Below are 13,645 nucleotides of genomic sequence, written 5' to 3' on the forward strand. Positions count from 1 at the left end.
GGATAGGGCCGCAAGGGAGCTGAAATTAGCCTGTGAGGATGGCCGGATACCATCCACCGGGCAAACCGCCAGCAGAACAGAAAAACAAAAGAGCCTGCACGGGGCAGGCTCTTGGCAATATCACATCGGGCGTGATCAGGCAGCTTCGGCAGCCATCTGTGTCGGACGCACCATCACGCCAACTACGCAGGCCAGCAGGGTCGGCATCAGCCAGGCGAGGCCCTTGTCGAACAGCGGCAGGAAGGCAAACGCATCCATCTTCATGCCGGCAGCACCCAGACCATCCAGGCAACCAAACAGGAAGGCAACCATCAACACCCCACGGAACACCAGACGGGGACGGCCGAAGTAACCCTTCAGGAAGGTGACCAGCACCAGCGCCACGGCAACCGGATAGATGGCAACCAGCACCGGAATGGAGAGGCTGATCAGCTGGCTCAGGCCTACGTTGGCCACCACGGCACAGATAACGCCCAGCAACACCACCAGCTTCTTGTAAGCCATACCGGTCAGATTGTGGAAGAAATCGGAACAGGCGGAGATCAGACCGACTGCAGTGGTAAAGCACGCCAGAGTGATGATGGCCGCCAGAATGAACTGACCCGGCTGACCAAACAGGCTCAGTACGTAGGCGTTGACGATGGCGCCACCATTGCTGACATCGGTCGCCACACCGGCTGCAGTGTTACCCAGCTGGAACAGGGAGACGTACACCACGCTCAGACCAACGGCAGAGATAAGGCCGGCAATGGCCAGATACTTGAACTGGCTCTTGTAATCGTTGATGCCTTTCTGGCGCAGCAGATCGACGATCAGGGCGCCAAACATCAGGGACGCCAGGGTGTCCATGGTGTTGTAGCCTTCCAGGATCCCTTTGACGAAGGGGCTGTTCTGATAGTCACCGGACGCATCAGGCATGGAGCCTTGCGGCGCAACAAATACCCCGATCGCCAGAGTCAGCAGCAGCAGCATCAGTACCGGAGTCAGGTATTTGCCGATGGCGTCCATCAGCTTGCCCTGGTTCATGGAGACCAGAATGGCCACACCAAAGAAGATCACGGTATAGGCAGCCAGACCCGCTTGCCCCATGTCACCGATGAACGGCTTGAGGCCCATCTCGTAGGCAACCAGACCGGTACGGGGCGCGGCAAAGGCCGGGCCTATGATGATATAGATGGCAACGGCCAGCGCAGTCGCGACACCGGCAGGCAGCAGCTTGGTCATGCCAGCCCAACCGTTACCGGCTTTCGCCACGGCCAGAATGGTTACCAGAGGCAGGCCCACGGCAGTGACCAGGAAGCCAAACATCGCCAGGGAGAGGTGCTCACCAGCCATGTAACCGGCCAACGGCGGGAAAATGATGTTACCGGCGCCCAGATAGAAGGCGAAGGTCATAAACCCTAATCCGAGTACATCGGACAATGTGAGTGATTTCGTCAAGTTCAACCTCGTCTGTCTTGTAAATTATTGCTTGTTATAGTTTTTATCGGTCGCTGACCGGGTGTGTTCAGGGGGTATAAAAAAAGAGCCCCGCATGTTTTTTCATCGCAACCAGTGGTTTTAGCTGGTCTGGAGCGGGCGCTCGATCTGGAACCAGCATAATGGCGTGAAAAAATAGTTCAAGACGAAATTTACATCTTCAAATAGAAGGGGTTGGTCAGTTGGATATATCTGTCGGAATAGTCCCCATCAGCAGAATGGATCACAATTTCACCCCTCTCACACCTGTTTAATCCTCTGCCAAGTAGCAATAAAACACGATTTGCCTCTTTACCCTCTCTGGTGATAACAGCTGTATAACAAATGCCATGCAGATCATAATTCGCCGAAATGCATAAAATTTCATCGGCCATCGCCGTCGGCAGCACCAGCGCCACCTGCCCGTTCGGGCTCAGCAAACGATTGCAGGCCGCCAGTAATGCGTGGCTGTCGAGGGCGCCGGTATGGCGGGCCAACGCCCGCGCCGGATCGCTAAATGATTGGCCTGCCACGAAATAGGGAGGGTTGGAGACGACAAGATCGTAAGGGGCGGCCTGATAATCCTGAATGGCACTCTCTATGACGGTCACCCGATCGGCCCAGGGAGAGGCAGCCGCATTCTCCCGCGCCTGACTGGCCGCATTAATATCCAGCTCGACCGCATCAAGACGGCAGTCAGATCTGCTGCGCTGGGCCAGCATCAGGGCAATCAGGCCGCTGCCGGTGCCGATATCGAGCACTCGACGCGCCTGTTCGACCGGCGCCCAGGCACCGAGCAAAATGCCATCGGTGCCTACCTTCATGGCGCAGCGATCGTGATTAATATGGAACTGTTTGAAGGTAAATCCGCGACTACGTCCCATCTGGCCCCCGTCATCTGCAAAAATGGTGGGCGATTATAGCGGCTAAGACACACTCACCAATAGGAGCCGACGAGATAATCGCCTATAATCTGCCGTTTCCTTAATGACCGAGTATTGCCATGAGCCAGTCCTTTGATGATTTCGACCTGCACCCAGCCCTCAACCGGGCCTTGGCCGAGATGGGATTCACCCGCCCCACCACCATCCAGCAGATGGTGCTGGAGCCAGCCCTGGACGGCCGCGATATTCTGGCATCCGCACCGACCGGTACCGGCAAGACTGCCTCTTTCCTGCTGCCGGCACTCCAGCACCTGCTGGACTTCCCGCGCCGCAAGCCGGGCCCCTGCCGCATGCTGATCCTGACCCCGACCCGCGAGTTGGCGCTGCAGGTTACCGCCCACGCCAAGGCGCTGGCGGCTCACACCAACCTCAGCATCGAGACCATCATCGGCGGCGTCAGCCATGAAGAGCAGCTGCCTGCCCTGACCAAGACCACCGACATCGTGGTGGCCACCCCGGGCCGTCTGCTCGAATACATCGAGAAAGAGGAGTTCGAGAGCCACGACATCGAAGTGCTGGTGCTGGATGAAGCGGACCGCATGCTGGACATGGGCTTTATCAAGGATGTGAACCGCATCGTGGCCGAAGCGCGCTACCGCAAGCACACCATGCTCTTCTCCGCCACCCTGGAAGGGGCTGGCCTCGAGAAGTTCGCCAACGAGATCCTCAAGGATCCGGTGGAGCTGCACGCCGAACCGCCCCGCAGCGAACGTCGACCCATTACCCAGTGGATCCATCTGGCTGATGATGCCGCCCACAAGCTGGCGCTGCTGACCCATATTCTGAAAGATCCGGAAACCCAGAAAGCCATTATCTTCGTCAAGACGCGCGAGCGTCTGGCGGAGCTCTCCGGCCAGCTGCAGGCTGCGGGTATCTCCTGCGCCTGGATCCGTGGCGAGATGGAGCAGAGCAAGCGTATCGAGTCGATCCGCAAGTTCCACGAAGGGGAAGTACCCTTCCTGATCGCCACCGACGTCGCCGCCCGCGGCATCGACCTGCCGAACGTCAGCCATGTCATCAACTACGACATGCCCTACGGCGCCGATGTCTACGTCCACCGGATCGGCCGTACCGGCCGCGCTGGCAACCGTGGCTGTGCCATCAGCCTGGTGGAAGCCCACGACATGGCGATGGTCGCCAAGATCGAGCGCTACACCGAAGAGCGCCTCAAGCGCCGGGTGATCGACGAGCTGCGCCCGAAACACAAGGAAGCGCGGGTACCGGTGAAGAAGAAAAAGCCGGTCGACAAGAAGAAGTCAGCCAAGAAGAAAAAGAAGAAGTGATCGCCTAACGATAAAGAGAAGGGCCACCCCGCGGGATGGCCCTTCTGCATTCTGAATCACTCTGACGAGTGGTTATGCCACCACTCTGCGCATCCCCATATGGGGGATATCATCTTCGAGATAGCCTTCCCCTTCCGCCACAAAACCGTGTTGGCCATAGAAGCCTTGCAGATGGGCCTGCGCCCCCAGCCAGATGCTGTGGGTCGGCCAGTGTGCCTCGCACGCTTTGACCGCCTCGCCGATCAGCTTATGACCAAGACCACCGCCACGCGCCTTGGGTGAGGTCACCACCCGACCGATGGCGGCACCGCTCTCATCGCCGATGCCGGGCGCCATAATCCGCGCATAGGCGGCCAGCAGCTCGCCCTGATAACCGAGCAGGTGCCAGACCCCGTCGCGGCGATCGAGCCCATCCAGATCCTGAAAGGGGCAGGTCTGCTCCACCACGAACACCTCCGCCCGCAGCGCCAGCAACTCATACAACTCGTCTGTGGTCAGTTCAGACCAGGGTTTCAGGATCCAGTTCATCGGCAACTCCTTATCAGTTCGGCCTGCCAGCATAATCGTGGCGCCAGCGCCCTGCATTAACCTTTGTTAAGTTCTTTCAGCCGTTTGCGAATGCGGCTCAGACTGATGGGAGTGATACCGAGATAGGCGGCGATCTGGTGATCCGGCACTCTGGCATCAAGCGCGGGAAAGCTGTCGAGAAAGTGCTGATAGCGCGCCTGCGGGCTGCCGGTCAGCAGCAACTGCTCCTTCTCCTCCTTGATGCGCAGCTGCACCTCCAGCAGGTGCTGGTACCAGCGCGGCCAGCCGGGCAGCTGGCGCAGGTCGGCCAGACTGAACAGCTGCAGATGGCAGAGTTCCAGCGCCTCCACGCTGTAGCGGGCTGGCTCGCCACTAAGCAGGTGGTGGAAGTCGAGAAACTCGTCCCCCTCCCAGTAGAACTCCTTGATGTACTCGCGGCCATCCTCCAGCACCAGCTTGGCCCGCAGCAGCCCCTGCTCCACCCTGACCAGCAGATCCGGGCTGTCACCGGCGTGCCAGAGGCAGCTTTTCGGGCTGAGGGTCAGCGGGCGGGCAAAAGAGAGGAGGCGCGCGGCCTCCTCTTTATCTGCGACCTGCGCCCAATCGAAGGGGGGTCTGTCAGTCAACATGATTAACCGCGACGCTGACGCACAGCTTCAAACAGGCAGACGCCGGTTGCCACCGAGACGTTGAGGCTGGATACCGCCCCCGCCATCGGGATGCTCACCAGCTCGTCGCAGTGCTCGCGAGTCAGACGGCGCATGCCTTTACCTTCAGCACCCATCACCAGCGCCATCGGGCCGGTCAGTTTGGCCTGATAGAGGTCGTGATCGGCCTCGCCAGCGGTGCCGACGATCCAGACGCCGCGCTCCTGCAGCTCGCGCAGGGTGCGGGCCAGGTTGGTGACCTGAATGAGCGGCACCACTTCGGCGGCGCCACAGGCAACCTTGCGCACGATCGGGGTGAGCCCCGTGGCCTTGTCCCGCGGCACGATCACCGCATGCACCCCGGCGGCATCGGCGCTGCGCAGGCAGGCGCCGAGATTGTGCGGATCGGTCACGCCATCCAGCACCAGCATGAAGGGCTGGCTCTGTTGTGCCGCCAACTCATCCAGCAGGCTGGCCAGATCGTGCTCGGCCAGCTTCGGCGCCTCTTTCACCCGGGCCATGATGCCCTGGTGATTGTTGCCTTCCGCTTTGTCATCAAGGGTCTTGCGATTCACGCTCTGCACCTTGAGGCCAAGGGACTCCAGCTCGGTCAGCAGGGGTTGCAGCCGGTCGTCATCCCGCCCCTTGAGGGCCCACACTTCGATGAAGCGCTCGGGAGTGCGCTCCAGCAGCGCGGTGACAGCGTGAATGCCGTAGATCAGTTCAGTACTCATGTTCAAGATCCGTAGGTCGGGTCGCATGAATGCACCCCGAAGAAAAATGGCCGTACCGGCAGCCTGACCACAATGATGCTGGTCTCGTCACCGGTCGCTAAATGATGACGCATCATACCAGAGAGACCGGCATCTAGGGAGGAGGAAGCTGCTAGGCCAAGCGCCGAAACTATGACAGGCCTCTTGATCCGGCGGTGCCATCATCCTTGATGGTACACCTGACCCTACTCTCGGCTGATTGCAGGAGGACAATACCCTGCCCGGCAGTGACGAAGTGGGCTAGCTACGCGGCGCTCAAAACGGTCGCAGTCCCATTTTCAGCCCTTGGAGATCAGCCCTTTCGTTGTGGATGTTCGACTTCAACACGGCTCAAGATGATTAATTTATTGAGCTTGCTCAAAAAATCACCACCCCCTACGATCCTCTCCTGCATCGCACGCTAATATACTCGTTTAGCAACAGCCTCGTAGGAGTCACCCATGAGCCAAGCCAGTGCAACATCGCCGGTAAAAAGCAGCAGACTGGGGGCTGACACTCAGGGGCGGTAGCCTTGCCGGATAGCATGGATAAGCGAGTGAAGCAAAACGGTGGCTGTCCCAATTTCAGAACCACAGCTGACCAAGCCTGTCGACAACCCACTGGCGCCGGTGCTCATAGCTATTGCCAGAATGCGTATCTTGTCCACACAAGAAAGCCCGCCGCACACAACGGCTGACCACATGGTAATAGGGTGTATCTTGCAAGCTGATCTGGCGTGAACGAGCGATGGTCATGGCACACTCCTCGACTGGCGACCCATCAAGCGAAGCAGCATGCTACGCTACTGTCAAATTGGTGGGTGTCCCAGATTTTCACGGGCTGCTAGTAGCGTTGGCAGCCCCTTAAGCAGGCGTTAGGCAAGGAGAATGAAGATGGGTGACTGGGATCGAATGTTCGGTTGTGACGTCAGCGCAGAGTCTGTCATTGATGGCATCAACAGGGACTACTTCGCGGAGCAGAGGCGCGGAGAACGAGAAGCCCGTACATCCCGAAAGAAGGTATTCAGCACCTTTCAGGAAGCTTCAAACTGGGCAAGGAGCAACCCCGGGAAGTCCTTCAAGAGATCTCCAGACGGAAATGGATTTACCGAAACATGAAACAGTGGATTCATAACAAGGCATCCGTGATTTTCTGGGTCACGCTTGCCATATACATACTCATATGGATAACAGTCTCTTATGTTGGCGTCTATGTTACGTATGTTGCAGGCCCAGTCTTGGTATTCTCTGGCGCTATTGCCTGGCTGACATATCCCAATGAAGATGTTTAACAATTCATTCAAGCCGACGCCGCTTCGCGGCGCGGCTTAATTCAGATGGTTAGCTACTCATCAACGAACTATTGGGACACCCACCTTTCTGGCCTGACCACCATGATGCTGGCGTCGTCACCGGTCGCTAAATGATGACGCATCATACCAGAGAGACCGGCATCTAGGGAGGAGGAAGCTGCTCGGCCAAGCGCCTGCAGCTATATCGAGCCCTTCGGCGGCACATGGCGACAAGCCAATCATGGCCTGTTAGCCGCTGCGCGGTGCTCAAAGCGGTGAGTGTCCCAATTTCAGTCCCAATTTCACTGGGGTGATGAGTGTCTGAAGTGTCACGATACCGGGCGAGTGGTTCCGGATGCTGAGCTCGTGTCACGGCGCTTTGGAATGGCAATGAGCGAAGCTACAGAGCGACTGGTTGACGAGGTGATCCACCAGGCGTCAGACTTGGTGCGGATCATGGGCTGACAGGTGAGGGAGATGCTCGGGGCATAGGGAATCATCATACACTATGCAAAATAACACGTTGTTAAACGCTAATTTTCAGAATAACGGTGTATGATATAAGTATCTGAATATAATGAATATATGTGTTTTTTGGCACATTGAAATAGCACAAATTGTGATATTTTTTTATTGACGGAACAGCCATCATTGGCCATGATTCCGCTACACCTTTCAGTAACGAATCGTTAGTGAAAAGTGTAAAAAAGGGCCCGAAGGCCCTTGGATTTAAGTGAATATCTCCCCTATTTGCTCTATGGCATCTAAAGCAAGCCTGACAAGTCTGCAAAACGCGTTGGCTAGCTTGAGGAGTGATTCAACTGATTCAACTGTCGCAACCAGTTTCTCAGTTAGTTTCGAAGGCCCTACAGTCGCAACCTGTGGGGTCTTTGTCTTTTCGGCAGTTGCCGAGCCTTTTCGCCCTTTCGGACGTCTCGATGGCGCCATATAGTTCCTCCCTATTCGGCGGTTGATAAAGTCGTGTGTGTAAAAGCATGTTCACCTCGCTCGCTGTTTGGTGTTGTTGGGCCTTGTGGCCAATCCCTGTATTTTCCGATCATTCGTCAGCAGGGACAAGGCATGATTATCAATGTCTGTGTTGCGATTTATGACCTTACTGAATCCATTGCCAGAAGCTACCAGCAACCATCATGGTTCGCCAAACCGATCTGCGCATTTTTCATCACATCAGAATTCATTCGCACAAAATCCGATCACTTAGACATTGCCAAGCTGCTGCCATCACACAGCTACTCGACTATTGTACCACCGACACTGTATGTGATTTTTTTACTGTCGAGCTACAAGATATGGAGTCGGCACAGTTAATGCTACGTGTGGATAACTGGCTTGCTGTGGATAAGTTGTGCGTGTTGTTGTCCCTATTAGTAGTTGCTCACAGTGAGCGGGTTTTCATTCTTCTGTTTCGTCAAATGCAAGCATCCCGTGTGCAGATGGAAAATTTAAATAACTTTTTTTGCTTGCGAACCACAGGCCTTTTTAATAACAAACTCAATTTGGATGTAAATCGCACAGTGTTGAGCAAGTTCTGTTCTTCGACCACAAGAGAAAAATAGGAAAGAGAAAAAAGAAAAATAGGACACCCACCTTTCTGAGCGCCGCGTAGCGACCAATAAAGTGACCATCGCGCAGGGAGTGTACTCATCGCCATATGCACCGCGCATGGCCGATCTCCGCCTAAGGGCTGAGCCCCCCCCCACTTCGCTGACCATAAAAAATCCGAACCCCGGTAACAAGGTTCGGATTTTTTTCGTCGACATGCTGGCGGAGATAACCATAGGCCACCAGCCCTTTACGACTTCAGCCCGGGTCGTCGGACCCAAGCCATAGGCCGAGGGCTTACCCCTTGGCCTTCACCTTATCGCGAGCCTTTTTGCTCGGTCGCCTGTTGCTCGGTTTGGCGCGGCCACCCTTGTCGGATTTGCCGTGATCCTTGCCCTCTTTACGTTTTTCGTGGCGCTGGGCGCTCTTGGCCTTCTCTTTCTTGATCTCGGCCTGCTTGCGCGCCATCTCTTTGGCGTTCTTGCCGGTGGCCTTGAGCGGCTCTTCCACCATCACGAAGTCGATCTTGCGATCGTCCAGGTTCACGCCCATCACCTTGACCCGCACCTTGTCACCCAGACGGTAGCGACGGCGGAAGTTCTCGCCAATCAGCTGCATGTGCAGGGGATCAAACTGGTAGTAGTCGTTGGTGAGGGTGCTGACGTGCACCAGACCGTCGATGTGGATCTCCGCCAGACGTACGAAGAAGCCAAAGCCGGTGACGCTGGCGATAACGCCGTCAAACTCGTCACCCACGTGATCCAGCATGTACTCGCACTTGAGCCAGTCGGCCACATCGCGGGTCGCATCGTCGGCACGGCGCTCGGTCATGGAGCAGTGCTCGCCCATCGGGTCCACTTCTTCCAGCTGGTAGTGATAACCACCGCTCGGGGTCCACTTGTGGCGCAGGTTGCCCTGTTGCTCCTTGGCAGTCTGATACTTGATCGCCCGGTGTAGGATGAGATCTGGGTAGCGACGGATTGGCGAGGTGAAGTGCGCATAGGACTTCAACGCCAGACCGAAGTGACCGATGTTGTCGGCCTGATAGATGGCCTGACGCATGGAGCGCAGCAGCATGGTGGAGAGCAGCTCCGCATCGGGGCGCCCTTCAAACTTGGCGGCCAGCTCGGCAAAGTCTTTCGGCTCGGGCTCGAGTCCGCCCTTGAGCTCCAGACCCAGTTCGGCCAGAAAATCGCGGAAACCGGTCAGACGCTCTTCGCCCGGACGGTCGTGCACCCGGAACAGGGCGGCGGCTTCGTTCTTCTCGATATAACGGGCAGCAGCCACGTTCGCCTGGATCATGCACTCTTCGATGATCTTGTGGGCATCGTTGCGCACCAGCGGCACGATGCGGTCGATCTTGCGCTGGGCGTTGAAGATGAAGCGGGTCTCCTCGCTCTCGAACTCCACCGCGCCACGCTGATGGCGGGCATGCTTGAGCGCCTTGTAGAGGTTGTTGAGCTCCTCGATATGGCCCACCAGCGGATCATACTGCTGGCGCAGCTTGGGATCCCCGTCGAGGATCGCCGCAACCTTGGTGTAGGTCAGACGGGCGTGAGAGTTCATTACCGCTTCGTAGAACTTGTAGCCGGACATGCGACCAGCGGCGGAGATGGTCATCTCGCACACCATGCAGAGACGGTCAACTTGCGGGTTGAGCGAGCAGAGGCCATTGGAGAGCACCTCCGGCAGCATGGGCACCACGAACTCGGGGAAGTAGACGGAGTTGCCGCGCTGATACGCTTCGGCATCCAGCGCCGTGCCGGGCTTCACGTAAGCGGAGACATCCGCAATGGCAACCCACAGACGCCAGCCGCCACCACGCTTGGCTTCACAGAAGACGGCGTCATCAAAGTCACGGGCATCTTCCCCGTCGATGGTCACCAGCGGCAGGGCGCGCAGGTCGATGCGGCCCTCTTTGGCTTTCTCAGGCACCTGCTCGCCGAGACCGGCAACCTCTTTGGTCACCTCTTCCGGCCAGGTGTGCGGGATGCCGTGGGTACGCAGGGCAATTTCGATCTCCATGCCCGGCGCCATGTTCTCGCCCAGCACTTCCAGTACGGTGCCGACGGCATTGATGCGGGAGGTGGCGCGCTGATTGATCCGCACAACCACGACCTGGCTCTGACGAGCCCCTTTGTTCTCCCCTTCCGGGATGATGATGTCCTGGCCGATACGGCTGTCATCCGGCACCACGAAACCAACGCCATTCTCGACGAAGTAACGGCCGACAATGTCTGCCTCACGGGACTTGAGGAGGCGCACCAGACGCGCTTCCTGACGACCCTTGCGGTCAATCTCGGTCGGCTGCACCAGCACGTAATCGCCATGCATCAGGCGTTGCATCTCTCGGTTGTTCAGATACAGATCCGGACCACCACCTTCCGGACGCAGAAAACCGAAGCCATCCTTGTGGCCGATTACATAACCTTTGACCAGATTCAGGCGATCCGGCAGGGCATAACATTGGTTGCGAGTGAATACCAGTTGTCCATCACGCTCCATGGCGCGCAGACGACGACGCAAGGCTTCCAACGGCTCTTCATCTTTCAGCTTGAGGACCTTGGCCAACTCTTCACGGGACATGGGCTTTTCATGGCCCTTGATGAGTTCCAGGATCAACTCGCGACTGGCGATGGGGTTATCGTATTTTTCGGCCTCGCGTTCGAGGAAAGGATCTTTTTGAGACATAAGCAGGCCTTAGGGTAGGTGGTAACGGTGCCATTATATCGGAGGGGGGGGCGAATGGCATCCATCGGCTGCCTTTTGGCCAATCTCTCTGTCATACTATCTTCAGTTCGCTGGCATAATGAGACACAGAACTCATGAGTAAGGACACATTTGCCCAATCCGCCGCCTATCTCAAACAGGCGGTCCCTTTGATGATCAAGTACCAGATCCCCACGACGCCGGACAATTACCACCTGTGGTACAACTATGTCTCGGCCAGCATGCCCGAGCTCAACCAGGCGATTGATCAGGCTGTCAAAATGCAGGGAACCTGCTCGCTCACCACCTGCGAGCGACTCTATCACCAGTATCTGGCCGCTCAGGACGAAAAGCAGATGGAGGCGATGAAACTGAGCCTCGCCGCCATGGCCAACGAGCTAGGCCACTCCATGCAGGACGCCATCTCCGATACCGGCATGTTTCAGGAGATGCTCGACAAGAGTTTTGACAAGCTCAGCCGCATCGATGACGAGGGCTTCAGCCTGGAAGATACCATGGGGATCCTGCGAGAGCTGGTGCGCGAATCGCGGGATGTGCGCATGTCCACCATGCACTTTCGCAACCAGCTCAGCAATGCGGAGAAAGAGATCAAGGAACTGCGGGCGGCGCTCAACGAGACACGCAAACTGGCCAACGAGGATGCCCTCACCAACCTGCTCAACCGCCGCGCCTTCGATCTGGAGCTGGAGGGGTTGATCCGCAGCCAGCACCCCTTCTCGCTGATCCTCGCCGATATCGATCGCTTCAAGAACTTCAACGACGAGTACGGTCACCTGCTCGGCGATCAGGTGCTGCGCGCCTTCAGCAAACGGCTGCGCGATGCATGCAAGGAGGGGGTCACCGCCTATCGACTGGGTGGGGAGGAGTTCGCCATGCTGGTCCCCCATCGCTCGCTGGCGCTGGCCAGACAGATGGCGGAGAGCATGCGCCGCGCCATCGAGCGGATGTCCATTCTGGATCGCAAATCGGGCCGCCGCATTGACCACATCACAGCCTCGTTTGGCGTGGGTGAGTTCAACGGTCAGGAGAGCGCAGACTGTCTGGTCGAACGTACCGACAAGCTGCTCTACAAGGCCAAGGAGCTGGGGCGCAACCGGGTGATGCCGCTCCCTTCCTGATTTAGCCCCCTGCCCGACCGCAATGCCAATGTAAAAAGCCAGTCAGATCAACTGACTGGCTTTTTGGTCTCTCTTGCTCCGACAAGGGCTGTTCATTCCAGCCCCAGTGGAACTCTGCTCAGTGTGAAGGATTACTCCTGCACCTCGCTGACACCTTCGACTTTCACATCAACACGGCGATCCGGAGCCAGACAGACGATCAGCTCACGCTTGGACTTGCTGACGCAGCTGTCGCCGGTAACCGGCGAGGATTTACCACGCCCTTCCACATTGATCTTGGCGGCCGGGATCCCTTTACCAACCAGATAGTTGGCAACGGTCTGGGCACGCTGTTCGGAGAGCTTCTGGTTGTAGGCATCGGAACCGATACGGTCGGTGTGACCAATTACGGTTGCCACGCCATCTTTGGGTCGCGCCTCTTCAATCTGGCTGTAGAGGCTATCCAGAGCCTGACTGGCCTCTGGCTTGAGGGTCGCCTTGTTGAAGTCAAACAGCACATCAGAGCTCAGGGTGAACTGCTTCTCGACCATCACAGGCTCGGGAGCCGGGGCTGGTGCCGGAGCGGGTGCCACGGGGGCAACCTGACCAAAGCGATAAACCGCTGCCAACGACAGCAAGCCGTTATCCATTCTCAGGCCGGTATCATCACGGCTGCCATACGGGGTGGTGTACTGGTACTCTAGGCGAGCAGCCCAGTCGAGGTTAAACGCATACTCGGCACCCAGAGCACCGACCATGACAAAGCGGCTGTCATCCTTGTAGAGATCGCTCTTGGTATCAGCCCAGCCATAACCGCCACCGACACGACCATACAGATCCAGATTATCGGTAACCGGGAAACCCAGTTTCAGGGTCAGTTGGGCCAGCTGTGCTTTCACTTCATCACTGAAAGCGCCTGCCGCCGTAGTCGCATCGTATTTGTAATTGCCCAGGTAGTCGTAACCCAGCTCCAGCCCCAGATTTTTGTTGATCTGATAGCCGCCGAACACACCCGCACCCAGGGCATCGTTGGTCTCATTGCCAAGCGTCAGGGCATTGCTTTCATCAATGCCGTAGAAGTTGGACCAACCCAGTTTGGCACCACCATACCAGGTGTTGTCCTGACCGGCCGCCTGGGCATTGGCCGCCAGCAAGCCGGTAACCAGCAAGGTAATCAATGATTTTTTCATGTTTGAGCCTCTGCAACTTTATGTAGGAGGAGGTTGATTGATATCACCTCGTCTTATAGGTGCAACCACCCAAAAGCGATCGCAACATATCAACGTTAGCCTATTTTCAAGTCACTGATATCAATTAACAAAAAACACTCTAACGCAACCACGTTACAAAAA

Annotated in this window: 9 protein-coding genes and 1 pseudogene; 2 read left to right on the top strand and 8 right to left on the bottom strand. The window is 57.1% G+C overall.

All coding sequences use genetic code 11. The features are described from left to right. Positions 1–135 precede the first annotated feature (135 nt). Both brnQ and G5137_RS08710 read right to left on the bottom strand, forming a co-directional pair. Positions 136–1,440, bottom strand: coding sequence for a branched-chain amino acid transport system II carrier protein (brnQ, locus tag G5137_RS08705; protein ID WP_421255235.1), 1,305 nt, complete (start codon positions 1,438–1,440; stop codon positions 136–138). A gap of 191 nt (positions 1,441–1,631) precedes the next feature. Next, complete coding sequence (locus tag G5137_RS08710) at positions 1,632–2,342, bottom strand: tRNA1(Val) (adenine(37)-N6)-methyltransferase (protein WP_421255236.1); 711 nt, start codon at positions 2,340–2,342, stop codon at positions 1,632–1,634. A 119-nt stretch (positions 2,343–2,461) separates the two neighbouring features. On the opposite strand from G5137_RS08710, the gene srmB reads away from it, so the two are divergent. Continuing rightward, entirely contained in the window at positions 2,462–3,685 is a 1,224-nt protein-coding gene (gene srmB / locus G5137_RS08715) for an ATP-dependent RNA helicase SrmB (protein ID WP_005343175.1), read from the top strand. A gap of 72 nt (positions 3,686–3,757) precedes the next feature. Here the strand turns inward: srmB and G5137_RS08720 are convergent, their stop codons facing one another. The 5 genes and pseudogenes from G5137_RS08720 to rnr form a co-directional block, all read right to left on the bottom strand. Continuing rightward, a complete protein-coding gene (locus G5137_RS08720; protein WP_421255237.1) occupies positions 3,758–4,213 on the bottom strand; it encodes a GNAT family N-acetyltransferase in 456 nt (151 codons plus the stop codon). Between the two features lie 56 nt (positions 4,214–4,269). Further along, positions 4,270–4,842: a Crp/Fnr family transcriptional regulator gene (locus G5137_RS08725; RefSeq protein WP_421255238.1), complete on the bottom strand. Its 573-nt coding sequence runs from the start codon at positions 4,840–4,842 to the stop codon at positions 4,270–4,272. 2 nt (positions 4,843–4,844) lie between these two features. Then, complete coding sequence (gene rlmB, locus G5137_RS08730) at positions 4,845–5,594, bottom strand: 23S rRNA (guanosine(2251)-2'-O)-methyltransferase RlmB (RefSeq protein WP_421255239.1); 750 nt, start codon at positions 5,592–5,594, stop codon at positions 4,845–4,847. A 611-nt stretch (positions 5,595–6,205) separates the two neighbouring features. Next, a pseudogene (locus tag G5137_RS08735) lies at positions 6,206–6,367 on the bottom strand (alpha-amylase family glycosyl hydrolase); the annotation flags it as partial. 2,396 nt (positions 6,368–8,763) lie between these two features. Continuing rightward, entirely contained in the window at positions 8,764–11,157 is a 2,394-nt protein-coding gene (gene rnr, locus G5137_RS08740; RefSeq protein ID WP_021231727.1) for a ribonuclease R, read from the bottom strand. A gap of 134 nt (positions 11,158–11,291) precedes the next feature. Here rnr and G5137_RS08745 point away from each other — a divergent pair, with 134 nt between their 5' ends. After that, positions 11,292–12,314, top strand: coding sequence for a GGDEF domain-containing protein (locus G5137_RS08745; RefSeq protein ID WP_019445736.1), 1,023 nt, complete (start codon positions 11,292–11,294; stop codon positions 12,312–12,314). A 131-nt stretch (positions 12,315–12,445) separates the two neighbouring features. Here the strand turns inward: G5137_RS08745 and ompA are convergent, their stop codons facing one another. Next, positions 12,446–13,483 carry a porin OmpA gene (gene ompA, locus G5137_RS08750; protein ID WP_227341426.1) on the bottom strand — a complete coding sequence of 346 codons (1,038 nt, stop codon included), beginning with the start codon at positions 13,481–13,483 and terminating at the stop codon, positions 12,446–12,448. Positions 13,484–13,645 lie beyond the last annotated feature (162 nt).

The organism is Aeromonas sp. 600282, from assembly GCF_049175755.1.
In the GTDB taxonomy this organism is placed as follows: domain Bacteria; phylum Pseudomonadota; class Gammaproteobacteria; order Enterobacterales; family Aeromonadaceae; genus Aeromonas; species Aeromonas veronii_A.

Bases quoted from the DNA above. Each gene is read 5' to 3' on its own strand.
- G5137_RS08710 (WP_421255236.1), bottom strand. From the start codon at position 2,342: ATGGGACGTAGTCGCGGATTTACCTTCAAACAGTTCCATATTAATCAC.
- srmB (WP_005343175.1), top strand. From the start codon at position 2,462: ATGAGCCAGTCCTTTGATGATTTCGACCTGCACCCAGCCCTCAACCGG.
- G5137_RS08720 (WP_421255237.1), bottom strand. From the start codon at position 4,213: ATGAACTGGATCCTGAAACCCTGGTCTGAACTGACCACAGACGAGTTG.
- G5137_RS08725 (WP_421255238.1), bottom strand. From the start codon at position 4,842: ATGTTGACTGACAGACCCCCCTTCGATTGGGCGCAGGTCGCAGATAAA.
- rlmB (WP_421255239.1), bottom strand. From the start codon at position 5,594: ATGAGTACTGAACTGATCTACGGCATTCACGCTGTCACCGCGCTGCTG.
- rnr (WP_021231727.1), bottom strand. From the start codon at position 11,157: ATGTCTCAAAAAGATCCTTTCCTCGAACGCGAGGCCGAAAAATACGAT.
- G5137_RS08745 (WP_019445736.1), top strand. From the start codon at position 11,292: ATGAGTAAGGACACATTTGCCCAATCCGCCGCCTATCTCAAACAGGCG.
- ompA (WP_227341426.1), bottom strand. From the start codon at position 13,483: ATGAAAAAATCATTGATTACCTTGCTGGTTACCGGCTTGCTGGCGGCC.